Genomic DNA, 25,182 nt, shown 5'->3' with positions numbered 1-25,182 from the left:
CCCGGCCATGCCATCGTGATAGCCCTGCCGCACGCGGGAGAAGGGGAAGATCAGCCCCGGCCGACGAACGGCATCTTGGTCGCCATCACCGTCATGAACAGCACGTTGGCGTCGAGCGGCAGGCCGGCCATGTAGGCGACGGCATCGCCGACCGCTTTCGCGTCCATGCGCGGCTCGTGCTTGGTGGTGCCGTCCGGCTGCAGCACGCCGGGGCCGTTGACCATGCGGTCGGTCATCGGGGTCGCGGCATTGCCGATATCGACCTGGCCGACCGCGATGTCATACATCCGGCCGTCGAGGTTGGAAGCCTTGGTCAGGCCGGTGATGGCGTGCTTGGTCGAGGTGTAGGCCGCCGAGAACGGCCGCGGCGCGTGCGCCGAGATCGAGCCGTTGTTGATGATGCGGCCGCCGCGCGGCGTCTGGTCCTTCATGATGCGGAAGGCGTGCTGGGTGCACAGGAACGGCGCGGTGAGGTTGGTGTTGACCACGGCCTGCCACTGCTCGAGCGGCAGGTCCTCGAAGTTCACCGGCGGCGCGCCCATGCCGGCATTGTTGAACAGCACGTCGAGCCGGCCGTAGGTCGCCTTCACCTTGTCGAACAGCGCGGCGATCGCGGCCGGGTTGGCCATGTCGGCCGAGACGCACAGGCTCTTGCCGGCGGGGCCGAGCTTGGCGGTCTCCTCCAGCATCTCGATGCGGCGCCCGGCGAGCACCACGGTGTAGCCCTTGTCCATCAAGGCGAGCGACGCGGCGCGTCCGACGCCGGTGCCGGCGCCGGTCACGAGCGCGATCTTGCTGGTTGCCTCAGTCATCTCTCAGTTTCCTCTTACTTGGTTTTTGCTTCGGTTTCGTTCTTGTAGGGTGGACGTGGAATGTTCTGATGCGCCGCGCGCAGCGCCGCCGACCAGCGCGAGCGCAGATCGTGGAAATAGGGCTCGCCGGCCTCGATGCGGTGGTTGAGGTCGGCCTCGCAGGCGTCGGTGCGCACCACCAGCACGTCGATCGGCAGGCCGACGCCGAGATTGGAGCGCATCGTCGAGTCCATCGAGATCAGGCCGGTCTTGAGCGCCTCATAGAGCTCGACGTCGTAATGCATGGCGCGGTCGAGCACCGGCTTGCCGTATTTGTGCTCGCCGATCTGCAAATACGGCGTGTCGGTGGTGCACTCGATGAAGTTGCCGGCGGTGTAGACCATGAACAGGCGCATCCGCGAGCCCTTGATCTGCCCGCCGAACAGGAACGAGACGTCGAACGAGATATCCTCGGCGCGCAGCGCATCGCCCTCGGTGGCATGCACCGCGCGGATGGCGCGCCCGATCCGCTGCGCCGCCTGGAACATGGTCGGCGCATTCATCAGGGTCTCGAGCTCGCCGGTGTGCGGGTCTTCCATGCCTTCGGTCAGGGTCGACAGCACCGACTGGCTGATGGCGAGATTGCCGGCGCTGGCGATCGCCATGATGCGATCGCCCGGCTTTTCGAAGATGTGCAGCTTGCGGAAGGTCGAGACGTTGTCGAGGCCGGCATTGGTGCGGGTATCGGCGATCATGACGAGGCCGTCGCGCACCAGAATTCCGCAGCAATAGGTCATTTCCAGTCCCCAACGGTCCGAGTTTCTCGGCGTGAGACTAGTAGCCAATTTCGAGCATGCATCCAACCCCAATTCCCCGCAACGCGGGATCCGAGGAATGGGACGAAATCGCGGGAATTTTCGGCTGGGAAAGCCGGTCGTCCCAAGCCGCGGGCCGGCAGGGCGGGCTTTTCAACGGTTCGGTGAGCGCGCCGGCTCAGAACAGGTCGATGTGGTCCATCACGGCATAGATGATCGCGATCACGATCAACGCGCCGATCAGGACGATTGAAATCTCGACCGCGATGGCGCCGACGCCAAGCGCGCCGGACACCGCGGCAAGCAGCTTCTCCTCGCGGAAGATCAACGCGAACACGGACAACGCAATGGCGAGCAGGCCGAACGAGATCGCCGCCAGCGAAGATCCACCGCGCAGGCGGTCGCCGATCGACGTCTCGCGCTGCGGCGCCTGGTATTCGATGCCCTGCTTGCGGGCGAGCAGGCGATCCTTGATCCTGTGCCCGGTGTCGACCACCACCTGATCGATCGGCGGGGGCGGATCGAGTACCGGCACGATCCAGTGCGGCAGCACCGCCGCGATCAGGGCCAGCAGGCCGACCAGGCTGCCGATCATTCCAAGCCGGCGGGATTGTGCGACAGAAGCAGTCATCGAATGAGCCGTGCCGTGGGTTGACAATCCTTAGTGGGGGCAATCGCCGGGCAGGTTCACGGTCGATCGGGGGCGTGAAAATACGGGGCGCGACGACCGGCGCGTGCTCTGCGTTATATGCAGCCCGCAATGTGCTGATATTGCCGTCGTTGCGGCGTGCAGGGCGTTGTGCTCGACTGTTTTCGGCCGACAACAACAAGAAATTCCGGGAGGCGAGAATGTCGCTCAAACTGTCTGCATTTGTCGTGGCGTTGGGCATCGCAGCAATGGCTACGGGTCCGGCTTCGGCGCAGAAGAAGGGCGGCACGCTGCGGCTCTATCACAACGACAATCCGCCCTCGACCTCGCTGCTCGAGGAGTCCACCATCGCCTCGGTGATGCCGTTTGCGGCGGTGTTCAACAACCTCGTGGTGTTCGATCCGGCCAAGGTGCACGAGAGCATCGACACCGTGATCCCCGATCTTGCCGAGAGCTGGTCGTGGGATTCCACCAACACAAAGCTCACCTTCAAGCTGCGCCACGGCGTGAAATGGCACGACGGGCAGCCGTTCACGGCGAAGGACGTGCAATGCACCTGGCGGATGCTGATCGGCAAGAGCGAGACTCAGGATTTCAAGCGCAATCCGCGCAAGGTCTGGTACTCGAAGCTGAAAGACGTCAGCATCAATGGGGACGATGAGGCGACCTTCGAATTGACCGAGCCGCAGCCCGGCCTGCTGGCGCTGCTGGCCAGCGCCTTCTCGGTGGTCTATCCCTGCCATGTCCCGCAGCAGGTGATGCGCACCAAGCCTGTTGGCACCGGGCCGTTCAAATTCGTCGAGTTCCGGCGCGGAGACTCCATCCGTCTGGTGCGAAATCCCGATTACTTCAAGAAGGACCGACCCTATCTCGATGAGATCACCGTGCGCTCGATCGACAGCCGTGCCACGCGCATGCTGGCGTTCGCGACCGGCGACTACGACATTACCTTTCCGTCCGACGTCAGCATTCCCCTGATGAAGGACGTCAAGGCGCGCGCGCCGAACGCGATCTGCGAGATGACATCGACCAATCTGCAGATCAATCTGCTCGTCAATCGCGTCAATCCGCCGTTCGACAATCCCGATATCCGCAAGGCGATGTCGCTGGCTCTGGATCGCAAGGCCTTCAACAGCATTCTGTTCGAGGGCACCGGGCGGCTCGGCGGCGCGATGCAGGCGAAGCCGGAAGGCGAGTGGGGCATGCCGCCGGAGATCCTGTCGACGCTGATGGGCTATGGCCCCGACACCGAGAACAACCTCGCGGACGCGCAGACGATCATGCAGAAGCTCGGCTACAGCGACGCCAAGCCGCTGTCGATCAAGATCCAGACCCGCAATCTGCCGACCTATCGCGACCCGGCGGTGATCCTCGCCGATCAGCTGAAGAAGATCTACATCATAGCCGAGCTCGACATCCTCGACACGCCGCGCTGGTATTCGCGGCTGCAGCGCAAGGACTACACGATCGGCCTCAACGTCACCGGCGTCAGCGTCGACGATCCCGACGGCAATCTGGTCGAGAACTATTCCTGCAATTCGGAGCGCAACTACACCCAGTATTGCAATGCCGAGGTCGATAAATTGCTGGCGGCGCAGTCGCGCGAGGTCGACAAGGACAAGCGGCGCAAGATCGTGTTCGACATCGAGCGGCTGCTGGTCGACGACGCCGCGCGGCCGGTCATCCTGCACTCATCGGCGGGCAATTGCTGGCAGCCCTACGTGAAGAATTTTCATCCGCACGACAACAGCCAGTACAACAATCTGCGTTTCGAGGATGTGTGGCTGGACAAGTAGCGCATACTGCTCCGCTGGCGATGACATGCGCCGTCGCCCGCGTGCGTTTCGCGTCTTCACTCATTCACGCGACCAGGAGCGGGTAGCTGCTCCTGCGCACCCGCGTCTCCGCGCTGATCGCCGGGTGTCAAGGTTGCGGCGGCACCCGTCAGTCAGACCGCGTAGGGATCCATTGGGATATCCGAAGCCGCTACGGGAGCTCGGATATCAGCTTGGTCCACTCGGCCTCAGGCCACGCCCGCGAGGTGCAGGTCCGAATGTTTCCCATTGAGCTGAGGGCAAGCGCGAGCTTTGTAATGTTGTCGCCGAGGGGCGCCTCGGCGAGGAGAAGAATGTCATGCTCGCCGGAGGTGAGATAGACCTCCTTGATTTCGACACCGAGCTTCTGGGCGAGTTCTCGCGCCGCTCTGCTGCGCTTGGGAGCTTCCTTGACATTACGAATTCCTTGGTCGGTCCAGTCGATCCTCAATATGAATGTCGCCATGTCGTCCTCCAAGGGTTATGCATTTCCCTTGTCTGCCGCGTGCGCGGCAGGCCAACTTGCTTGACGTTGAAGTTGAGGGAGCGCCACATAAGGCAGGCGCTGCAGTCAGACTGAAATGCCTGCCGACGGCCTGACCACCACCCGTTCCTTCAAACGGCGACGTCGGCCCGTCCCGTCTCAAAGGGCAGCTTGGTGTAGATTACGCCACGTCGCTTGTTCGAGAAAGAGGGCTTCTCGCGTTGTGATCGGGAGTGCGGCAGCGAGGCTCGGCCGTCGACGCGCACGCCGAGAGAGAAGCCATGAGAGAAAGCTGCGGCGGTATTGCATCGTTGCGGCCCGAACACCAAATATTTGAACGTGGGAGGCAGAACCGCTCCAGGAGTGAGCGCGTGGCCAGTAAGAGAGCAAACGAGGAGCTCCCCGTCATTGCGCGCTTTGAGGTGCGCCGCCGCAATTACCTCGCGCCCGACGGCTCGATAGACCGGCCGCTTCCCGCCTTCGCTACAGATGCCCGACTGCTCGTCGAACTTTACCGGTCGATGGTGCTCTTGCGCCTGTTTGACCGAAAGGCTGTTGCGTTGCAGCGCACCGGTCGACTTGGAACCTATGCCGTTTCGCTCGGCCAGGAGGCGGTGTCGGTCGGCATCGCGAGTGCGATGCGGGAAGATGACGTTCTGCTGCCCTCTTATCGCGACAACGGCGCGTTGCTCTGGCGTGGCGTCAAGCCGGAGGAGATCCTGCTGTTCTGGGGCGGCGATGAACGAGGCAATCACTTCTCCGGTCCGCGCCACGATTTCCCGTTCTGCGTTCCCGTCGGATCACAGGCGCCGCACGCCGCCGGCGTTGCCTATGCCCTGAAGCTGCGCAAGGAGCCACGCGTGGCCGTCTGCCTGTTCGGCGACGGCGCGACCTCGAAAGGCGACGTCTACGAAGCCATGAACTTCGCCGGCGTTCACAAATTGCCGCTCGTGTTCGTCGCCACCAACAATCAATGGGCTATATCGGTGCCGCTGCGGCTGCAGACGGGGGCCGAGACGCTGGCGCAGAAGGCCATCGCCGCGGGGTTCAGCGGCGAGCAGGTGGACGGAAGCGACGTGGTGGCAATGCGTGCCGCCGCAGAGGAGGCGATTGCCGCTGCCCGCGACGGCAAGGGCCCTCACTTCATCGAAGCGGTGACCTACCGGCTCGGCGATCACACAACCTCCGATGATGCATCGCGCTATCGTTCGGCCGATGCAGTGCAGGCGCACTGGAAGGAAGAGCCGATCGCGCGGCTCAGGTCCTTGCTCGTCGGTCGGAAGATGTGGACCAAGGCGGAAGAGGAGCAGCTTGCCGCCGAGTGCCATGAGCGCATCGAGGCGGCGGTGGAGCGCTATCTGAAGACGCCGCCGCGCCGAGCCGAAACCATGTTCGACAACCTCTATGCCGAGCTGCCCGAGGCGTATGCCGAGCAGCGCCGCGAACTCGCGGGGGAGGACGATGCCTGAAGTCACGTTGGTCGAAGCCATCAATCTGGCTCTCGGCCGCGCCATGGCGGATGATCCTGATGTGGTCGTGCTCGGCGAGGATGTCGGCGTCAATGGCGGCGTCTTCCGCGCGACCGTCGGCTTGCAGGAGCGCTTTGGTCCGGAGCGCGTCCTCGATACTCCGCTTGCCGAACTCCTGATCAGCGGGCTCTGTGTCGGCATGGCCGCGCAGGGATTGAAGCCCGTCGGCGAAATCCAGTTCATGGGATTTATTTATCCCTGTCTCGATCAGCTGGTGAACCACGCATCACGGATGCGCAACCGTACCCAGGGACGGCTCACCTGTCCGATGGTCCTGCGCACGCCGCATGGTGCCGGCATTCGCGCGCCCGAGCATCATTCCGAAAGCACCGAGGCGATGCTCGCCCATATTCCTGGCCTGCGTGTCGTCATGCCCTCGTCGCCGGAGCGCGCCTATGGACTTCTCCTCGCCGCGATCCGCGATCCCGATCCGGTAGTCTTCCTGGAGCCGACGCGGTTGTACCGCGCGGCGAAAGGCGAGGTGGATGACAACGGCGAAGCTTTGCCGCTGGATCTCGCCTTTATCTTGAGGGAAGGTCGCGACGTCACGCTGATCAGCTGGGGCGCGATGCTGAAGGAAACGATGGCCGCAGCGGACGCGCTCGCCGACGAGGGTATCGCTGCCGAAGTTATCGACCTCGCCACGCTCAAGCCCTACGATGAAAACACCGTGCTCGGTTCGGTCGCAAAGACCGGGCGCTGCGTCATCGTGCACGAGGCCGCGCACACCGGCGGATTTGGTGCGGAGATCGCAGCCCTGATTGCCGAGCGCGGACTATCGTCGCTGCTCGCACCCGTGAGCCGCGTCACCGGTTACGACACGATCATCCCGATGGCCCGCCTCGAGCAACGCTACCTGCCGTCGGTCGGACGCATCGTGACCGCAGCCCGAAAGGCGTGCCAGTACAACTGAACACCGACGGATCTCGTGCCATGCGCCAGTTCACGTTGCCCGACCTTGGTGAAGGTCTTGAAGAAGCGGAGATCGTCACCTGGTACGTCAACGAGGGCGATCATGTCGTGACCGATCAGCCGCTCGTTTCGGTCGAGACCGACAAGGCGGTGGTCGAGATACCGGCGCCGTCGAGCGGACGGATCGCGCGCCTGTTCGGTACCAAGGGCGATATCGTGAAGGTCGGCGCGCCGCTCGTGGAGTTCGCCGAGGGCGCAGGGCAGGACACAGGCACGATTGTGGGCGAACTCGGCACTGGCGAGCAACGGCCGGCGCCGGCTACCGCTTCGCCGCCCGGCGGACAGGGAGCTCAAGTGTTTCCGGCAGTGCGCGCGCTGGCGCGCAAGCTTGACGTCGCGCTCGATCTCGTCGAGGCGACGGGGCCCGGCGGCACCATCACGCGGGCCGATGTCGAGAGGGCGGCGAAGCGGATGTCTCACGGCGGACCCGCCGAGCCGCTGCGTGGCTTGCGCCGCGCGATGGCCCAACGCATGACGGCAGCGCACGCCGAAATCGTCCCGGCAACGGTCACCGATGAAGCTGATATCCACGAGTGGCGGCAAGGTGAGGATGTGACAATCCGCCTGGCGCGGGCGATCGCCGCCGCCTGCAAGGCGGAGCCCGCGCTCAATGCCTGGTATCATTCCGGCGCGGGAGAACGGCGCTTGATCGAGCGCATCGATCTCGGTATCGCCGTCGACACCGGCGGCGGCCTGATCGTTCCCGTGCTGCGCAACGTCGCGGAGCGGACCGTATCAGACCTGCGGGCTGGACTCGACCGTCTGCGAGCTGACGCAATCGCGCGCGCAATCCCCCCGGAAGAGCTGCGCGGTGCGACGATCACGTTATCGAATTTCGGTATGATCGGAGGCCGGTTTGCCAATCTCATCGTCGTGCCGCCGCAGACGGCGATCGTTGGCGCCGGGCGGATATCGGAGCGCGTGGTCGCGCTTCGGGGACAGGTTGCGGTCCGGCGCACGCTGCCGTTATCGCTGACCTTTGACCATCGGGTGGTGACGGGCGGCGAAGCGGCCCGTTTCCTGGTTGCCCTCAGATCCGACATCGAGCGCACCTCGTGACATCACTCATTCGCGAGAGCGTCAGGGCTCCTGGCTTTGCCCCGCCGGTGCGCCGACCAGGAACGCGTCGTCCACCGGCACGCCGAGCGCGGTGACCAGCCGGTTGGTCTCGGCGGCCATGCCGACGATCGCCAGCATTTCCTGATACTCGGCGTCGGTCATGCCTTTGGCGCGGGCGGCCGCGGTGTGGGAATGGATGCAGTAGCTGCAGCCATGCGCCACCGAGACCGCGACGTAGAGCATTTCCTTCACCTTCGGATCGAGCGCACCCGGCGCCATCACCTCCTTGATGCTCTCCCAGGTCCGCCGCAGCGTCTTCGGATCATGCGCGAGCGCGCGCCAGAAATTGTTGATGAAGTCCGACTTCCGCACCTTGCGGATGTCGTCGAACACGGCGCGTGCCTCGGCTGAGAGTTCGTCGTCTGAGAGCAGCTTTACGGTGGCCATGGCTTCTTGTTGCTCCGGTTTGAAACGTCGATGATCATAGCAGGGCCCGGACAGCACTGCTTCGGATGCGATCAGGAATCCAGAAAATCGTTCAGTGCGGCGTTGAACAGCGCGGGATCCTGCAAGAAGGCGAAGTGGCTGGCATTGGGAAAAATGAGCAGGCCGGCGCCCGGAATGGTCGCGGCCATGTATTCGGTATGCTCGCGCTTGATGCCTTCGTCATGTTGGCCGTCGGCGATCAGCACCGGCGCGCGGATCGTGCGCAACTGGTCGTCGGTCCAGTTCGGCTGGCTGTCCCACATCTTCTCGATCTGCTGCAGGAACTGATCGTATTCGCCCGGCGTCGGTGACAGCCGCTCATACTCGGTCTTCGCCCGCGCGATGAACTGCGCGAAGGTCGGGTTCTTGTCGATGTCCGGCTTCAGGCCCGATGTCTGGGTGTTGGCGCCGAACGCGAACACGCGGCTGACCCGGTCGGGATGGCGCATCGCCATATCGAGGCCGATGATGGCGCCATCGCTCCAGCCGACGATCGCGGCACGCGGGATCTTCAGGTGATCGAGCAAGGCAACGACATCATCGGTCATCAGGTCGTAGCCGAACGGCTGCGTGTTGCGGCTGCTGCGGCCGTGGCCGCGGCTGTCGACGCAGATCACCCGATGCCGGCGTGCGACCTCCGGCACCTGCAGGCCGAAGTAGTCGGAATTGGAAAGCCCGCCATGGAGAAACACCACCGGATCGCCGTCACCGGTCTCGACATGGAACAGGCTGATGCCGTTGACCTCGGCGTGCGCGCTGTGCCCGGCGATCGGCGCCGGCGTCGCGGGAAGTGTCAGCCAGCGCTCGGCCGCGTCGGCACGCGGGATGCGCGCCAAGCCGAACAGGGCGGTTGCGAGAAAGAGACGTCGGTCCATGATGACACCCGCGCCAAGAGACGCGCCCCGGAATGGCGCGCGAGACGTCGACCTACGACTGCGTCTGGCTCTGCCACTGCCCTGGACGTCCGGCCTGGTCGACCTTGACTGCGACCGTCAGCGTCTCGTTGCCGCCGCCATAACGGGTGCCGCGAACCGGGGCGGCGCCGAGATAATCAAGGCCGATCGCGACGCGGGCGTGGGCGTCGGTGATGCAGATGCCGTTGGCGGCGTCGAAACCGACCCAGCCGAGGTCGGGCACGAAAGCCTCGGCCCAGGCGTGGCCGGCCTGCTGGTTGACCATGCCGTCGGAACGCAGGAAATGGCCGGAGATGAACCGCGCCGGAACGCCGCCGGCGCGCGCGCAGGCGATCAGGATGTGGGCGTAGTCCTGACAGACGCCGCGCTTCAGCGCGAACGCCTCTGAGGCCGAGGTGGCGCTATTGGTCGGGTCCTCGTCGAAGGTCATGTGCTCGTAGATTTGCACCATCAATGCATGCAGGAAGCCGAGCACGTCGCTGCCGGCTTCGGCGCGCAGCTCGCGCACGAAACTCGTCATCGCCGGGTTGAGGTCGGTCAGTGCCGTGGGGCGTAGGAACAGGCTCGGCGGAAACCGCTCATCGCTGCCCTTCAGCACGCCGCCGGTGTCATGGGTCTCGATCAGGCCCTCGCAATGGATCGTGAGGTCACTGATCGAACCATGCGTCAGCACATGGGTGACGTTGCCGAACGCGTCCTCATGGGTGTCGAGCCGGGAATCGGTCGAGACGTCGATCTGCCAATCCGCGACATACTGGCCGTCATGGCTGCCGGGCGTCATCCGCAGAATCTGGATCACGCCCGAGGCCGCCGGCTCGTAGCGATAGGTGGTGGTATGGGCTATTCGCAGGCGCATGGCTCAACCGCGGTTCAGTCGGTTTTTAGGGCAGGAGCGTCATGCCCGGAGCTTTCCCGAGCACCACGTCTTTCTTCCTAATCGGCCGCGAAAGCAAGACGTCGATGGCCGGCGGGAAGCCTGCCATGACGACAATTTGAGCGTTTTTGGGCCGTATCGGTCAGATCAGATACTGCTTGGTGATGATCTCACCCAGCCGCGAATTGTCGGCGATGAACTCCTGGATGAATTCGTGCACGCCGTGCTGGAAGATATCGTCCATATGGCTGTGCTCGAGCCGGTTCCTGATGCCGCGGGCGTGGCGCTGCGAGGCGCCCTGGCGGCCATAGGCGACGCCGATCTGGTCGAGATTGCGCACCAGATTGCTGTAGCAGCTGGCAAGCGAGCGCGGCAGCGTGTCGTTGAGGATCAACAGGTCGGCGATCAGCCAGGGTTTCAGGGTTTCCCGATAGACCCAGTGATAGGCTGTCGTCGCCGACACCGAGCGCAGGATCGAGGTCCACTGGTAGTAATCCAGCGGGCCGCCGACATGCTCCTCCTCGGGCAGCAGCATGTGATATTTCACGTCGAGAATGCGGGCGGTGTTGTCGGCGCGTTCGAGATGCACGCCGAGCCGCGAGAACCAGTAGGCGTCGTTGCGCAGCATGGTGCGGTAGGCCGAGCCGTCAAAGCGCAGCGAGGTCTCCTGCACGAAGCGCAGGAATTTCGCCAGCTCCTCGCGGCTGCCGGTGCCGCCCTTGCTCCAGACCGCCTGCAATTCGATCCAGGCCGAATTGATGGTGTCCCACATCTCCGACGTCAGCGCGGTGCGTACCGAGCGCGAATTGAGCCGGGCGGCCTCGATGCAGTTCTTGATCGAGGAGGGGTTCTCCGACGAGAAGGAGAGATATTCGACGACGTTCTGCTGGTTGGCTTCCGGGTAGTGATCATAGAAGCCCGAGCCGACACCGGCGGTGAGCAGCGCGGAATCCCACTCATTGGTCTTGCCGATATAGGCCGCCGGCAGCGCGGTGACGCGGAGCGTGGCGTCGATCGTCCGCGCGAGATATTCGGCGCGTTCGACATAACGGGCCAGCCAGAACAGGTTTTCGGCGGTGCGCGACAGCATGCTTTCGATTACTCGCTCAGTATCCAGGTGTCCTTGGTGCCGCCGCCCTGGCTCGAATTGACCACGAGCGAACCTTCCTTCAGCGCGACCCGCGTCAACCCGCCGGGCACGATGGTGGTGTGGCTGGAGCCGGTCAGCACGAACGGGCGGAGGTCGACATGGCGCGGCGCGAGGCCCTTGTCGGTGCAGGTCGGGCAGGTCGACAGCGCCAGCGTCGGCTGGGCGATGAAGCCCTCCGGCTCGCGCTTGAGCTTGTCGCGGAACGCCTCGATGGTCGCCTTGGTGGCGGCCGGGCCGATCAGCATGCCGTAGCCGCCCGAGCCGTGCACCTCCTTGACGACGAGGTCGGCGAGGTTGTCGAGCACATAGGACAGATCCTGGGGCTCACGGCAGCGCCAGGTCTGCACGTTCTTCAGGATCGGCTCCTCGCTGAGATAGAACTTCACGATGTCGGGCATGTAGGAATAGATCGCCTTGTCATCGGCGATACCGGTGCCGACCGCGTTGGCGAGCGTGATGTTGCCGGCCGCATAGGCCGACATCAGTCCGGGGACGCCGAGCGCGGAATCCGGCCGGAAGGTGAGGGGATCGAGGAAATCGTCGTCGACCCGGCGATAGATCACGTCGACCCGCTTCAGCCCCTCGGTGGTGCGCATGAACACCTCGTCGTTCTTCACGATGAGGTCGCGGCCCTCGACCAGCTCGATGCCGAGCTTGTCGGCCAGGAAGGAGTGCTCGTAATAGGCCGAATTGTAGACGCCGGGCGTCATCAGCGCGACCGTCGGCTCGGCGGAAGCGTTGTGCGGCGCTACCGAGCGCAACGCCGACAGCAGTTCGTCCGGGTAGCGTTCGACGGGTGCGACGCGGTGGCGCGAAAACAGGTCCGGAAACAGCCGCATCATGATCTCGCGGTTTTCCAGCATGTAGGAGACGCCGGACGGCGTGCGCGCGTTGTCCTCCAGCACGATGAAGTTGTCCGGGTCGGTGCGGATGATGTCGATGCCGGCGATGTGGACGTAGATGTCGTGCGGCACGTCCTGGCCGTTCATTTCGGGGCGGAAGACCGGGTTCTGGAAGATCAGGTCTTCGGGGATGATGTTGGCGCGCAGGATGTCGCGGCCGTGGTAGATATCCTTCAGGAACATGTTGAGCGCGAGCACGCGCTGCTTCAGGCCCTTTTCCAGCAGCGTCCATTCGGTCGCGGACATGATGCGCGGAATGACGTCGAACGGGATCAGCCGCTCTTGGGCTTCGGAATCGCCGTAGACCGCAAAGGTGATGCCGATCCGGCGGAACAGGAGCTCCGCTTCCTGGCGTCGATACTCGAGCGCATCCGGCGGCGTCTCTTTGAGCCAGCGGGAGAGCTCCTGGTAGGCCGGGCGGAGATCCTCGCCGAGGCCATTCATCTCATCGAACGCGACTGCCATGTATCCCGACTGCCCTCCCAAGCCATGTGACACAGTGCATGACTTGATGGGATGGTAGCAAGGGGCGGGCCAGCGCGATATGCATTGGCCTGTGGCATTTGCTAAGGGTGAGGCGGAAGGCCTGCCCGAAAAACCGGCTGAGGTCTGCTTAATTCGGCGGCAAAACCCCGTGACATCAAGGCATTGGATCGGCAATGTCAGGGGATCAAGTTAAGGGAATGCGACCATGAGCGAGATCGTCACGGCGGGGATATTGGTGATCGGCGACGAGATCCTGTCCGGCCGGACCAAGGACAAGAATATCGGCTTCATCGCCGAATACCTGACCAATATCGGCATCGACCTGAAGGAGGTCCGCGTCGTCGCTGACGACGAGGCCGACATTATTTCTGCCCTTGATGCGCTGCGGCATAGGTACACCTACGTGTTCACGACAGGCGGCATCGGGCCGACCCATGACGACATCACCGCCGACAGCGTGGCTAAGGCGTTCGGGGTCGATATCCATCATCACCCCGACGTGGTGGCACGGTTCAGGGAGCGCTGGAGCGAGCAGGACCTCAACGAGGCGCGGCTGCGGATGGCCCGGGTGCCCGATGGCGCCGAGCTGATCCAGAGTGCGACCATCCTGGCGCCGGGCTTCAAGCTCGGCAATGTCATCGTGATGGCCGGCATCCCCACCATCATGCAGGCGATGATGGACATCGTGGCGCCGACCCTGAAGTCCGGCGTGCGGATGCTGTCGGACTCGGTCCGGGCCGACGCAAGGGAGGGCGACATCGGCGGCCCGCTGCGGGCGATCGCGGAAGCCAATCCCGACACCATCATCGGCAGCTATCCATTCCAGGACGAGAACCAGAAGCCGAACACCAATCTGGTGGTCCGCTCGCGCGATCCGGAGAAGCTCGCCGCCGCGATGGCTGCGGTGAAGGAGATGCTGAAGCAGGTACAGGCTGCGCAGAAGAAGCCGGCGGGTTGAAGCGACATGGTTGAACGAAATTCTGAACCGAGTGCGCAGGAGCGGGCCGGCAGGCCGTTCCCGGTCTCGTGGGATCAATTCCACCGGGACTGCCGGGCGCTGACCTGGCGGCTCAATGAAGTCGGTCCGTTTCACGCGGTGGTCGCGATCACCCGCGGCGGGCTGGTGCCGGCCGCGATTGTGGCGCGCGAGCTCGGGCTGCGGGTGATCGATACCGTCTGCGTCGCCAGCTACGACCACGACAAGCAGGGCGACCTGCAAGTGCTCAAAGGCATTTCGGAGCAGACCGCCAAGCTCGGCGGCGGCACCGGCAAGGGATTGTTGATCGTCGACGACCTCGTCGATACCGGCAAGACCGGCAAGTTGGTGCGCGAGATGCTGCCCGATGCGCATTTCGCCACCGTCTACGCCAAGCCGCAGGGGCGCCCGCTGGTCGACACCTACATCACCGAGGTGTCGCAGGACACCTGGATCTTCTTTCCCTGGGACACCGCGCTGTCGTTCCAGCCGCCGATTAGGGATGGGGCGGCCTAGATTTCCACCTCGCCCCGCTCGCGGGGAGAGGTCGGATCGCATGCAGCGAAGCGCAATGCGATCCGGGTGAGGGGGACTCACCACGAGTTCATCTTCCACTATATCTTTGCGGAAGCAGCCCCTCACCCCGACCCTCTCCCCGCAAGAGCGGGGCGAGGGGGAAGTAAGAAGCATGCCCCTGCAAAACCGCGTCACCCCGACAGGCGACATCATCGCCACCGACCATCGTGGCACCTTCACCGGCAATCGCGGCATCATCCACGATCCCGCGACACGGACGCTTTTGAACAAGCGCTGGTCGAGCCCGGCGTGGCTCACCTGCGTCTGCGAGTTCAGGGGGCGCCGGCGCGAGGTGATGCGCCGTCAGAGTTGGACCGAGCTGTTCTTCCTCGATGAAGCCACTGCGTTTGCGGCCGGACACCGGCCCTGCTTCTACTGTCGCCGTGACGACGCCAACCGGTTTCGCGCCGCCTGGGAGCAAGGCAATGGCACGAGCGATCTCAGCGCCAAGGCGATGGATGCGGTGCTGCACGCCGAGCGGCTGGATCGTCGGAAGAAGAAGCGGCTGCATCCGCTGCCGCTGCCGATTGATCAGTTGCCCGACGGGACGATGGTGCTGGTGGCCGCGGAGAGCTATCTCATCGCCGGTGGCAAGACGTCGCGCTGGTCGTTCGCCGGCTACGAGCGGGCCGACGTGACCGCGCCCGCGATGCTGCTGACGCCGCCGTCGACCGTCCGTGCATTTCAGTCCGGCTATCGGCCGGTGCTGCATCCAAGCGCGGCCGCCGCGCTCGGATAATCCCGCCGGCGCTGTCGTTACGCCAGCCGCTGCCGCGCCAGCTTCGCACCCGCGCCGAGCGCGATCAGCTTGGCTTCGGCAATGTCGCGTCGCATCGGCGCCATGCCGCAATTGGTGGTCGCGATGATATTGCCCTTCGGCACGTGTTTCGCCACAGCCTCGATCACCTTGACGACATCCTCAGCGGTCTCGACCTCGTCGCTGGCGACGTCGATCACGCCGGCCTGCACGATCTTGCCGGGGAGGGCGGCGAGCAGTTCGATCGGCACCTTCGAGTTGCGGCATTCGATCGCGACCTGCTGGATCGTGCTCTTGTCGATCACCGGGAAGGTCTCTTCATATTGCCGCCACTCGCCGCCGAGCGTCTGCTTCCAGTCGGTGTTGGCCTTGATGCCGTAGCCGTAGCAGATGTGCACGGCGGTGGCGCAGGTCAGGCCCTCGGCGGCGCGCTCCAGCGCCTTGATGCCCCAGTCGCGCACCTCGTCCATGTAGACGTTGAAGGCCGGCTCGTCGAACTGGATCATGTCGACGCCGTCGGCCTGCAACGCCTTGGCTTCCTGGTTCAACAGCTCCGCGAAGGCGAATGCCATCTTGACGCGGTCGCCGTAATATTGGTCGGCGATGGTATCGATGATCGTCATCGGGCCGGGCATGGTGAATTTCAGCCGGTTCTTGGTGTGGGCGCGTGCCGCACGTGCCTCGCTCTCATGGACGCGGCCCTTGAGCTGCAGCGGTGCGACCACCTGCGGGACCATCGCCTTGTAGCGATCCTTGCGGATGCCCATCTCGACCTTGTGCGCGAAATCGATGCCCTCGATCCGCTCCAGAAAACCGTGCACGAAGTGCTGGCGCGCCTGTTCGCCTTCGGTGACGATGTCGACGCCGGCGTCCTCCTGCAGCTTGACCGCAAGCACCGTGGCGTCGCGCTTGGCGCGGGCGAGTTCGGCACCTTCCGACTTCCAGGGCGCCCACAGCATGTTCGGTTCGGCGAGCCATTCCGGCTTCGGCAGGGAGCCTGCGATCGTGGTTGGAAACAGCATGGGTGCCTCCCGATGGGTTCTGATTGAGCGCCTGTGTGCCATGTCCTAAGCTGGACGTACAGAACAACAAAAGTCTTTGTGATGGGAAATAGACGCCGATGATCGACCTGCACTACGCGCCGACGCCGAACGGCTGGAAGATCTCGATCATGCTGGAGGAACTGGGGCTGCCCTATACGGTGATCCCGGTGAACATCCGCGCCGGCGAGCAGTTCCGGCCGGAATTCCTGGCGATCAGTCCGAACAACCGGATCCCCGCGATCGTCGACCATGCGCCTGCCGACGGCGGCGGGCCGTTCTCGGTGTTCGAGACCGGCGCGATCCTGATCTATCTCGCCGACAAGGCCGGCCGCTTCCTGTCCAGGGAGTTGCGTGCGCGCTCGACCGCCATCCAATGGGTGATGTGGCAGGTGGGCGGCCTCGGGCCGATGCTCGGCCAGCACGGCCATTTCGCGCTCTATGCGGCCGAGAAGATTCCCTACGCGATCGAGCGCTACCGCGACGAGACCGCGCGGCTCTATGGCGTGCTCGACCGCCAGCTCGGCAAGACCGGCGCCTATATCGCAGGCCCCGACTATTCGATCGCCGACATCGCCTGCTTCCCCTGGACCATGACCCACAAGGCGCAGGGCTTCAGCCTCGACGACTACCCGAACATCAAGCGCTGGTATGCGACCGTGCGCGCGCGACCGCAGGTGCAGGCGGGACTTGCGATCGGAAAATTCGTCAAGGAGCCGTTCGACGAGGAATCACGCAAGAACATGTTCGGTGCGCGTGCCAAGGAGCTGGTCGAGAAAAAATAGTGCCCGTTATTCCGCGGCGCGACACGGTTGCGATGCCAGCGCCTTGCGGCGTATCCCGGAATGACGAGAATGAACGCGGAAAAGACAAAGGGAAACGCCATGATCGAATTCTTCTTCGACTGCTCCAGTCCGTGGACCTATCTCGCCTGGCATAACATCCAGCCGCTGGCGAAGGAGTTCGGCGCCGAGATCACCTGGCGGCCAATTCTGGTCGGCGGCATCTTCAACACCGTCAATCCGTCGGTTTACGCGCAGCGCGAGAAGCCGGTGCCGCTGAAGGCGCGCTACATGAAGAAGGATCTCGCCGACTGGGCGCGCTCGGCCGGCCTTGCGATCAAGATGCCGCCGACGGTGTTTCCGGTGAACAGCGTCAAGGCGATGCGCGGCTGCATCTGGCTCGGCAACGAGAAGATGGTGCCGTTTGCGCGCGCCGTGTTCGAGGCCTATTGGGGCGACGACAAGGACATCTCGCAGGATGCGGTGCTGACCGAGATCTGCACCAAGCTCGGGATCGATCCGGCACAATTCCTTGCCGGCATCGGCGACCAGGCGATCAAGGATCAGCTCAAGGCCAACACCGAGGAGGTGATGGCGCGCGGCGGCTTCGGCTCACCGACGATCTATCTCGACAAGACCGACATGTATTTCGGCAACGACCGCCTGCCGCTGATCCGCGAGGCGCTGGCCCGTTTCAAGGCGCGGGCTGCCTGATGCCGAAAGCTGTCGTTTGCCGCGAGCTCGGCCCGCCCGAGCGCCTTCAGCTCGAGAATTTTGCCTCGGTGGCGTTGCAGCCGGGGCAGGTGCGCGTTGCGATCCGCGCCGCCGGGATCAATTTCCCCGACATCCTGATGGCCGCGGGCGAGTACCAGCTCAAGCCGCCGCTGCCGTTCACGCCGGGCTCGGAAGCGGCCGGCGATGTCGTCGAGGTCAATGACGCTGCCGGTGTCGCGGTCGGCGACAGGGTGATCGTCAAGATGCGGCACGGCGCCTATTGCGACGAGACGGTCGCTGTGCCGGCGCAGCTCGTGCCGGTGCCGTCGACCTTCGATTATGCGGAAGGCGCGACCTTCCTTGCCGCGCACGGCACCGCCTATCACGCGCTGATCGACCGCGGGCAGATCAAGCCGGGCGAGGTGCTGCTGGTGCATGGCGCCGGCGGCGGCGTCGGATTGGCCGCGGTCGAGATCGGCAAGCTGCTCGGCGCTACCGTGATCGCGGCGGCTTCATCCGAGGAGAAGCTTGCGATCGCCAAGGCGCGCGGCGCGGATCATCTCGTGCTCACCGCGCGCGAGCCGTTCCGCGACGCTGTCAAGCGTCTTACCGACGGCCGTGGCGCCGACGTCGTGTTCGATCCGGTCGGCGGCGAGGTGTTCGAGAACTCGATGCGCTGCATCAACTGGGGCGCGCGGATTCTCGTCGTCGGCTTCACCGGCGGCATCGGGCTTGCCCGCACCAATCTGTTGATGATCAAGGGCGCGAGCGTGCTCGGCGTGCGCGCCGGCGAGGCGGTGCGCAAGGACCCCGCGCTCGGCGAGGTCAGGTTCAAGGCGCTGAGCGAATGGGCCGAGGCGGGCCGGGTGCGGCCGAACATCTCGCACCGGTTGCCGCTGGAGGATTTTGCGAAGGCGATGCGGCTCCTGATCGAGCGCAAGGCGATCGGGCGCGTGGCGTTGATCACTCGGTAGAACTACGGCCTTTGCAAATGTTCTGCGCAGCGCCTGCCCAAAACTTCGGCGGCGCTGCCGCAGGGCTTTTTTACCAATCGAATGTAGGCATGAACCAACCCGGGGTTGAGTCATGCTGAAGAACACCAGGATACTTTATCGGATTGCTTTCTCCGCCTTGCTGCCGCTGATCGCCTTTGCGGCGATCGCAATCTACGACATCTCGACGAAGTGGTCGGTGCGTTCCGACATCGCCCGGATGCAGCCGATCGCCGAGGGCGTCGGCAAGCTCAGCCGGCTGGTGCACGAATTGCAGCGCGAGCGCGGCCTGTCGTCGGCCTATCTCGGCAGCAAGGGCACGCAGATGCGCGGCGAACTCGGCGAGCAGCGCAAACGCACCGACACGGAGCGGTCGGTCGCAACGTCAGTGCTTGCGGATCTGAAGCAGTCGGGAACCGGGGACATCGCCGCGGCCGCGCAGGCGGCCCAGGACGGTGTCGGTCAGCTCGACCTGCACCGCGCCGACATCGATGGCCTTGCGATCGCGCCGCCGGCCGCCGTCGGCTATCTCACCGACACGATCGGCCGGCTGATCACGGTCATCACCGGCATTGCCAAGCTGAGCCACGACGACGAGATTTCGAAATCCATTGCCGCCTACGCCAATCTGATCGAAGGCAAGGAGCGCGCCGGGCAGGAGCGTGCGGCCGTCGCCGGCGGCATCGCGGCGGGCCGCTTCGAGCCGCAGCTCTATGTCCGCGCGGTTGGCCTTGCGGCGGCCCAAGAAAGCTTCTTCGGCGCGTTCCGCGCTGCCGCGTCGCGGGAAGCACGTGAGCTGTTCACCCGAACCATGTCGGGCAACGCCATCGATACATTCAATGCCATGCGCAAGACGGTAGAGCAGGGCGGGCTTGCCGGGGACTTCAAGTCGCTCGACAGCAAATCCTGGTTCGACGCCGCGACCGTCCGGATCGACATGCTCAAGACAATTGAAGACGGGCTTGCCGCCGAATTGTCTCGCCTGATGATCGACAAGAAGGCAGACGCGACCATGAGCCTCGGTGCGGTGGCCGGACTGATGTTGCTGGCACTGCTCGCGGGATCGCTTGCGGTGCTGGCGATGGCGCGCAGCATCACGGTGCCGATCAACACCCTGGCCTCCAACATGACCGCGCTCGCGGAAGGCAATCTCGATCTCGAAGTCGGCGCCACCGATCGCGGCGACGAGATTGGTGTGATGGCGCGGACGGTGCAGTTCTTTAAGCAAAGCATGATCCGCTCCGCCGACCTCGCCGCGAAGGAAAGTGAGGCCGTCAACCAGCGTGCGGCCCGCGTCGCGCGCGTAGGCGACCTCACCAACCGGTTCCAAGACGATATCGGCGCGGTCATCGACGCGGTGATATCGGCATCCGCACAGCTCGAGTCGACGGCCGCGTTGATGAGCGGGAGCGCCGGCAAGACCAGCGAACAGGCCGCGAATGTCGCCGAAGCGACGCAGGCGGCGTCAAGCAACATGCAGACAGTTGCCGCTGCGACCGAACAATTGTCGGGCTCGGTCGGCGAGATCGGGCGGCAGGTGACGCAGTCGGCGCAAATCGCGCAGCGTGCGGCAGCCGATGGGCGGCGTACCAATGAGACGGTGCAGGGGCTCTCCGCCGCCGCGGAGAAAATCGGCGACGTCGTCAAGCTGATCAGCGAGATCGCAAGCCAGACCAATCTGCTCGCGCTCAATGCCACGATCGAGGCGGCGCGCGCCGGTGATGCTGGCCGCGGCTTTGCCGTGGTTGCCGCCGAGGTCAAGACGCTCGCGGAGCAGACCGCCAAGGCGACCGACGACATCCGGGCGCAGATCGGCGCGATCCAGGCCACGTCAGGCGACGTCGTGACCGCGATCCGGGGCATGACGGTCACGATCGACGAGATCAACGAGATCGCCTCGTCGATCGCCAGTGCCGTCGAGGAGCAGGGCGCGGCGACCCAGGAGATCGCGCGCAACGTTCAGCACGCGGCCAAGGGAACCGGCGACATCTCTGCCAATATCGGTGCGGTCACCGGTGCGGCGGAGGAATCTGGGGTGGCGGCGGGTCAGGTGCTCGGGGCTTCCCAGGAACTGTCGCGACAGTCGGCGCGGATGCGCGTCCACGTCGAGAGCTTCATCAGCGGCATCAAGGCCGCCTGATCAGCGCATCCTTGCGAATTGTCCGTCGCGCAGGAAAGCAATCGTCTGCGCGATCGCTTCCGCATTGCGCACCAGCCAGGGATGCGAGGTGCGGATCACGATGTGATCGGCCATGCCGTCGAGCCTGGTGTTGGCGACTGAGACGCGGCCATCGTGCGGCCGCGGCAGGGGCATGGACGTGATCGGATAGACCGAGCGGTTGCCGGCAATGATGCCGGCCTCATAATCGATTGCGGGCAGCAATGCGCTGGTCGCAGCATCGCGGCGGGTGACGAGCTGCTGGCCGGCCGGGCCGAAGTAGGCGCGATAGGGCGGGAGGTTCTTCAGGCGGTCGGCGATCTCGCTGCCGCCGTTCGGTGTGCCCAGCATCACGACGCGGCCGAGCCGGGCCGGGCGATGTCGTGCGAGGTAGACGCGCGCCAAAAGGCCGCCCATCGAATGGCAAACGAGATGCACGGAGCCGTCGAGGCCCCGCGCGAAGCGATCGAGTGAGGGGTGGATATCCTCGGCCAGCGCATCGAGCGGCTTGCGCCGGCTGTCATAGTCGAGATTGAGGGTGGCGAAGCCGGCATCGCTGAGCGCCAGCTCCATCCTGCGAAACGAGCGCGCCGTCCTGCTGATTCCATGCAGCAGGACGACGCCGTCAGGTGTGGACGACGCGGGACGCCGTTCGCTCACTTATAGTCGCGCTCTTGCCACCACGGGAAATAGTCGGGCATGTCGGACGAGACCTTGTTCTTGAACTGCGCCGGGCGCTTTTCCAGGAACGACACCACGCCTTCCTTGACGTCCTCGGAGCGGCCGCGGGCATAGATGCCGCGGCTGTCGACCTTGTGCGCCTCCATCGGATCGTCGGCGCCCATCATGCGCCACATCATCTGGCGGATCAGCGCCACCGACACCGGTGCGGTCTTGGCCGCGAACTCCTTGGCGAGCGCGCGCGCGGTCGGCAGCAGCTCATCCGGCGGCACCACCTTGCTCACGAGTCGCCCGGCGAGCGCTTCCTGTGCCGGGAACACGCGGCCCGAGTAGCACCATTCCAGCGCCTGCGAGATGCCGACGATGCGCGGCAGGAACCAGCTCGAGGCGGCTTCGGGCACGATGCCGCGCTGGGAGAACACGAAGCCGAAGCGCGCGGCCTCCGACGCGATGCGGATATCCATCGCCAGCTGCATGGTGACGCCGATACCGACCGCCGGACCGTTCACCGCGGCGATCACAGGCTTCAGGCACTTGAAGATGCGCAGCGTCACCTGGCCGCCGCCGTCGCGCACCTGCGGATCGCTGTAGTCGACGCTGCCGTCGGCGTTGCGCTTGACCGGGCCACGCCGTGCGTCGCGGTCGAAGGTGTTGGCGCCGGAAGAGAGATCGGCGCCGGCGCAGAAGCCGCGGCCTTCACCGGTCACGATGATCGCCCTGACGTCGTCGTCCTTGTCGGCCTTGTCGAACGCGTCGATCAGCTCCTGCTGCATCGTGGCGTTGAAGGCGTTGAGCTTGTCGGGCCGGTTCAGCGTGATGGTGAGAATCTGCTCGGCGACCTCGTACTTGATGGTCTCATACGCCATGGGGATGATTTCCTCTCGGTTTTCTTTGAATGCGCGACGTGCGTCGTCATTCAGTTAACCCGGCAATCATCCCTTGTGAAGAAGTCGGATGCGCCGGCGCGTCGCCGGCACATCCAACTTGCGTCGAGGCGCTATTTCTTTGGCGGCGCGGGCCACGGCTTCTGCGGGCCGCGCAGGCCTTCGAACGCCTTGCCCATGCCGAGCACGCCGATATCGTCGAAGCGGCGACCGATGATCTGGACGCCGATCGGAAAGCCCTTCTTGTCGTAGCCTGCGTTGATCGACAGCGCGGGATTCTCCGACATATTCCACGGCACGGTAAAGCAGATGTGCTCGAACGGCTTTGCCGGGTCGTTGAGCGGTGCGGCGAACTCCGCGGGGAAGTTCACCACCGGCGACACCGGCGAGATCACGTAGTCGACCTCGCAGAACAGCTTTGCGGCAGCCGCGCGGATCGCCATCGTCTGGTTGAAGCCGCGCACCACGTCGACGCCGGAGAGGTTTGCGCCAGCCTCGGCCCAATTGAGGATGTAGGGCAGGGTCTTGCCGCGGTCGGCCTCAGACAATTTCGACAGTTCGTCCCAGGTCCGCGCGCGCCAGAAACTGTCGAGCCCCTCGAGCATCTCGGGCGTCAGGATGCCGTCGATCTCGGTGATGACGGCGCCGGCGGATTCGAACGCCTTCGCCGCCTTGACCACGACCTCGCGGACCTCCTTCTCGACCTTCTGGCCAGATCCGGCATCGAGCATCAGCCCGATGCGCAGCTTGCGCGGCGACTTCTCCAGCGCCTTCCAGTTCACTTCCAGCGCGGGCAGGCTCATGCCGTCGCGGCGATCCGGACGCGACAGCACGCTCATCATCAGCGCGGCGTCATCGACGGTGCGAGTCATCGGCCCCGCCACGCGGCCGACATAGGGTGGATCGATCGGCACGCGGCCGAGGCTCGGCTTCAGCGCGACGAGGCCGCACCACGAGGCCGGCAGCCGCACCGAGCCGCCGATATCGGTGCCGAGATGCAGCGGGCCGTAGCCGGCGGCACCGGCCGCGCCCGCGCCGGCGCTCGAGCCGCCGGGGTTCTTGCTGACGTCCCAGGGATTGCGGGTGAGGGGATGGAACGACGACAGTCCCGACGACAGCATGCCGTAATCCGGCATCGTGGTCTTGGAGAAGATCACGCAGCCGGCTTCGCGCAACCGCGCGGCGGGCGGCGCATCCTTCTCCGCGGGCGCCAGCTTGACGCTCGCCGCACCGAGCGGCACCGGCTGGCCCTTGGTTGCGACATTGTCCTTGATGGTCGCGGGCACGCCGTCGAGCGTACCGGCCGGCTCGGCTTGCTGCCAGCGCTCGGTCGAGGCCTTGGCGACCTTCCGCGCCCCTTCCGGGTCGTACAGATACAGCGCCTTGATGTGCGGCTCCCAGGTCGCGACCTGGGAGATGATTTCCTCCAGCACTTCCGACGGCGAGAACTGCTTGGCACGATAGCCGGCGAGCAGGTCGACGGCCGAGAGATCGTGCAGCGATGTGATGGCGTCCGCTTTCGGCTTATGCATGCGCACCTGCCGGCATACGTTTCTCGATGATGCGGGCGAACATGCTGGCGCCGATCGGCAGGATCTTGTCGTCGAGAACGTAACCGGGATTGTGCACGGGCACTGAACCGTCGTGACCGACCCAGAAATACGCACCGGGAACGGCCTGCATCATGTCGGCGAAATCCTCGCTGCCCATCTTCGGCGTCGAGCGGGTGATCACCTTGGTCGGATCGACGACGGTGCGCGCGACTTCCTCGACGACGCGGGACTGCTCTTCCTGATTGACTAGCACGCTGAAGCCGTCGCGGATCTCGACCGAGATTTCGGCGTCATACGCGGCGGCAAAGCCGGCGGCGATCTCGCGCATGCGCTTGCGGATCAGCGCACGGATCTCCTCGGAGAAGCAGCGCACCGTGCCGCACATCCAGGCGTCGCCGGGAATGACGTTGTAGGCCGAACCGGAATGAATCTGGGTGATCGACAGCACCACAGCCTGCAGCGGGTCGACGTTGCGGCTGACGATCGATTGCAGCGCCTGCCCAAGCGTCATTGCGATCACGACCGCGTCCTTGGAACGCTCCGGCATCGCGCCATGGGCGCCATAGCCCTGGATCCTGATGTCGAAGAAGTCGGCCGCGGCCATTGCCGGGCCCGGCAGGATCGCGATCTCGCCGTGGTTCAGGTCGGGCGCATTGTGCAGGCCGTAGACCTCGTCGCACGGGAACTGCTTGAACAGGCCGTCCTTGATCATGGCGCGCGCGCCGCCAAGGCCTTCCTCGGCCGGCTGGAAGATGAAATGCACGGTGCCGTCGAAATTGCGGGTCTCGGCGAGATAGCGCGCCGAGCCGAGCAGCATCGTGGTGTGGCCGTCATGGCCGCAACCATGGAAGCGGCCGGGGATGGTGGAACGCCACTTCAGATTGGTGTTCTCCTCCATCGGCAGCGCGTCCATGTCGGCGCGCAGGCCGATCTTCTTGCTGCTGTTGCCCTTGCCCTTGAGCACGCCGACCACGCCGGTGCCGCCGAGGCCGCGATGCACCTCGATGCCCCAGCTCGAGAGCTTCTCGGCGACGATGCCTGATGTCCGCACCTCCTCGAAGCCGATCTCGGGATGCGCATGCAGATCCCGTCTGATGGCGGTGAGTTCGTCGGCAAAACTGTCGATGCGCTCAATGGTCGGCAT

General features: G+C 64.8%; 25 protein-coding genes. 11 read left to right on the top strand and 14 right to left on the bottom strand.

What is annotated here, in order from left to right; translation table 11 throughout:
- Positions 1–50: 50 nt before the first annotated feature.
- The 3 genes from BI327_RS04780 to BI327_RS04770 form a co-directional block, all read right to left on the bottom strand.
- Complete coding sequence (locus tag BI327_RS04780; RefSeq protein WP_021077765.1) at positions 51–812, bottom strand: SDR family oxidoreductase; 762 nt, start codon at positions 810–812, stop codon at positions 51–53.
- A 14-nt stretch (positions 813–826) separates the two neighbouring features.
- Positions 827–1,588 carry a proteasome-type protease gene (locus BI327_RS04775; protein ID WP_076858589.1) on the bottom strand — a complete coding sequence of 254 codons (762 nt, stop codon included), beginning with the start codon at positions 1,586–1,588 and terminating at the stop codon, positions 827–829.
- Between the two features lie 196 nt (positions 1,589–1,784).
- The gene (locus tag BI327_RS04770) at positions 1,785–2,237 is read right to left on the bottom strand and encodes a hypothetical protein (protein WP_076858588.1); all 453 of its coding nucleotides are present in this window, start codon (positions 2,235–2,237) and stop codon (positions 1,785–1,787) included.
- A gap of 218 nt (positions 2,238–2,455) precedes the next feature.
- Between BI327_RS04770 and BI327_RS04765 the strand changes: the two genes are divergently transcribed.
- Entirely contained in the window at positions 2,456–4,051 is a 1,596-nt protein-coding gene (locus tag BI327_RS04765; RefSeq protein ID WP_076858587.1) for an ABC transporter substrate-binding protein, read from the top strand.
- Between the two features lie 190 nt (positions 4,052–4,241).
- Here the strand turns inward: BI327_RS04765 and BI327_RS04760 are convergent, their stop codons facing one another.
- Positions 4,242–4,535 carry a GYD domain-containing protein gene (locus BI327_RS04760; protein WP_076859210.1) on the bottom strand — a complete coding sequence of 98 codons (294 nt, stop codon included), beginning with the start codon at positions 4,533–4,535 and terminating at the stop codon, positions 4,242–4,244.
- A gap of 440 nt (positions 4,536–4,975) precedes the next feature.
- On the opposite strand from BI327_RS04760, the gene pdhA reads away from it, so the two are divergent.
- From pdhA to BI327_RS04745, 3 genes are read left to right on the top strand one after another with little or no spacing between them, the layout of a single operon-like run.
- Entirely contained in the window at positions 4,976–6,022 is a 1,047-nt protein-coding gene (pdhA, locus tag BI327_RS04755) for a pyruvate dehydrogenase (acetyl-transferring) E1 component subunit alpha (RefSeq protein ID WP_083741921.1), read from the top strand.
- The gene (locus BI327_RS04750) at positions 6,015–6,995 is read left to right on the top strand and encodes an alpha-ketoacid dehydrogenase subunit beta (RefSeq protein WP_076858586.1); all 981 of its coding nucleotides are present in this window, start codon (positions 6,015–6,017) and stop codon (positions 6,993–6,995) included. Before pdhA ends, BI327_RS04750 begins: the two co-directional genes overlap by 8 nt.
- 20 nt (positions 6,996–7,015) lie before the next feature.
- A complete protein-coding gene (locus BI327_RS04745) occupies positions 7,016–8,113 on the top strand; it encodes a dihydrolipoamide acetyltransferase family protein (protein ID WP_076858585.1) in 1,098 nt (365 codons plus the stop codon).
- 21 nt (positions 8,114–8,134) lie between these two features.
- Here the strand turns inward: BI327_RS04745 and BI327_RS04740 are convergent, their stop codons facing one another.
- The 5 genes from BI327_RS04740 to BI327_RS04720 form a co-directional block, all read right to left on the bottom strand.
- Positions 8,135–8,560, bottom strand: a complete 426-nt coding sequence (locus BI327_RS04740; RefSeq protein WP_076858584.1) for a carboxymuconolactone decarboxylase family protein — start codon at positions 8,558–8,560, stop codon at positions 8,135–8,137.
- Positions 8,561–8,631: 71 nt separating this feature from the next.
- Positions 8,632–9,474 (bottom strand): alpha/beta fold hydrolase, encoded by an 843-nt coding sequence (locus tag BI327_RS04735; protein WP_076858583.1) that lies wholly within the window; start codon positions 9,472–9,474, stop codon positions 8,632–8,634.
- A gap of 52 nt (positions 9,475–9,526) precedes the next feature.
- The gene (locus tag BI327_RS04730; protein ID WP_076858582.1) at positions 9,527–10,369 is read right to left on the bottom strand and encodes a transglutaminase family protein; all 843 of its coding nucleotides are present in this window, start codon (positions 10,367–10,369) and stop codon (positions 9,527–9,529) included.
- 160 nt (positions 10,370–10,529) lie between these two features.
- Complete coding sequence (locus BI327_RS04725; protein ID WP_076858581.1) at positions 10,530–11,477, bottom strand: alpha-E domain-containing protein; 948 nt, start codon at positions 11,475–11,477, stop codon at positions 10,530–10,532.
- 8 nt (positions 11,478–11,485) lie between these two features.
- Positions 11,486–12,904, bottom strand: coding sequence for a circularly permuted type 2 ATP-grasp protein (locus BI327_RS04720; RefSeq protein ID WP_076858580.1), 1,419 nt, complete (start codon positions 12,902–12,904; stop codon positions 11,486–11,488).
- Positions 12,905–13,130: 226 nt separating this feature from the next.
- Between BI327_RS04720 and BI327_RS04715 the strand changes: the two genes are divergently transcribed.
- From BI327_RS04715 to BI327_RS04705, 3 genes are all read left to right on the top strand, one after another.
- On the top strand, positions 13,131–13,883 hold the full coding sequence (locus BI327_RS04715; RefSeq protein WP_050625549.1) for a competence/damage-inducible protein A: 753 nt from the start codon (positions 13,131–13,133) through the stop codon (positions 13,881–13,883).
- Positions 13,884–13,889: 6 nt separating this feature from the next.
- Positions 13,890–14,417, top strand: a complete 528-nt coding sequence (gene gpt, locus BI327_RS04710; RefSeq protein WP_076858579.1) for a xanthine phosphoribosyltransferase — start codon at positions 13,890–13,892, stop codon at positions 14,415–14,417.
- A gap of 172 nt (positions 14,418–14,589) precedes the next feature.
- Positions 14,590–15,216, top strand: a complete 627-nt coding sequence (locus tag BI327_RS04705; protein ID WP_076858578.1) for a hypothetical protein — start codon at positions 14,590–14,592, stop codon at positions 15,214–15,216.
- A 17-nt stretch (positions 15,217–15,233) separates the two neighbouring features.
- Here BI327_RS04705 and BI327_RS04700 read toward each other — a convergent pair whose 3' ends face one another.
- Entirely contained in the window at positions 15,234–16,256 is a 1,023-nt protein-coding gene (locus BI327_RS04700; RefSeq protein WP_076858577.1) for a methionine synthase, read from the bottom strand.
- A 98-nt stretch (positions 16,257–16,354) separates the two neighbouring features.
- On the opposite strand from BI327_RS04700, the gene BI327_RS04695 reads away from it, so the two are divergent.
- From BI327_RS04695 to BI327_RS04680, 4 genes are all read left to right on the top strand, one after another.
- Entirely contained in the window at positions 16,355–17,059 is a 705-nt protein-coding gene (locus BI327_RS04695; protein WP_076858576.1) for a glutathione binding-like protein, read from the top strand.
- A gap of 99 nt (positions 17,060–17,158) precedes the next feature.
- Positions 17,159–17,770 carry a 2-hydroxychromene-2-carboxylate isomerase gene (locus BI327_RS04690; RefSeq protein WP_076859206.1) on the top strand — a complete coding sequence of 204 codons (612 nt, stop codon included), beginning with the start codon at positions 17,159–17,161 and terminating at the stop codon, positions 17,768–17,770.
- Complete coding sequence (locus BI327_RS04685; RefSeq protein WP_076858575.1) at positions 17,770–18,744, top strand: NADPH:quinone oxidoreductase family protein; 975 nt, start codon at positions 17,770–17,772, stop codon at positions 18,742–18,744. Before BI327_RS04690 ends, BI327_RS04685 begins: the two co-directional genes overlap by 1 nt.
- Positions 18,745–18,856: 112 nt before the next feature.
- Entirely contained in the window at positions 18,857–20,902 is a 2,046-nt protein-coding gene (locus tag BI327_RS04680) for a methyl-accepting chemotaxis protein (RefSeq protein WP_076858574.1), read from the top strand.
- Here the strand turns inward: BI327_RS04680 and BI327_RS04675 are convergent, their stop codons facing one another.
- The 4 genes from BI327_RS04675 to BI327_RS04660 all read right to left on the bottom strand — a co-directional run bounded on the left by BI327_RS04675 (position 20,903) and on the right by BI327_RS04660 (position 25,182).
- A complete protein-coding gene (locus BI327_RS04675; RefSeq protein WP_076858573.1) occupies positions 20,903–21,580 on the bottom strand; it encodes an alpha/beta fold hydrolase in 678 nt (225 codons plus the stop codon).
- Positions 21,577–22,467, bottom strand: coding sequence for a crotonase/enoyl-CoA hydratase family protein (locus BI327_RS04670; protein WP_076858572.1), 891 nt, complete (start codon positions 22,465–22,467; stop codon positions 21,577–21,579). Before BI327_RS04670 ends, BI327_RS04675 begins: the two co-directional genes overlap by 4 nt.
- A gap of 131 nt (positions 22,468–22,598) precedes the next feature.
- Positions 22,599–24,017: an amidase gene (locus BI327_RS04665; RefSeq protein ID WP_076858571.1), complete on the bottom strand. Its 1,419-nt coding sequence runs from the start codon at positions 24,015–24,017 to the stop codon at positions 22,599–22,601.
- Entirely contained in the window at positions 24,010–25,182 is a 1,173-nt protein-coding gene (locus BI327_RS04660; protein ID WP_076858570.1) for a M20 aminoacylase family protein, read from the bottom strand. Before BI327_RS04660 ends, BI327_RS04665 begins: the two co-directional genes overlap by 8 nt.

This window comes from Bradyrhizobium mercantei (assembly GCF_001982635.1).
GTDB lineage: Bacteria > Pseudomonadota > Alphaproteobacteria > Rhizobiales > Xanthobacteraceae > Bradyrhizobium > Bradyrhizobium mercantei.
This window is presented reverse-complemented; position numbering and strand designations above follow the sequence as displayed.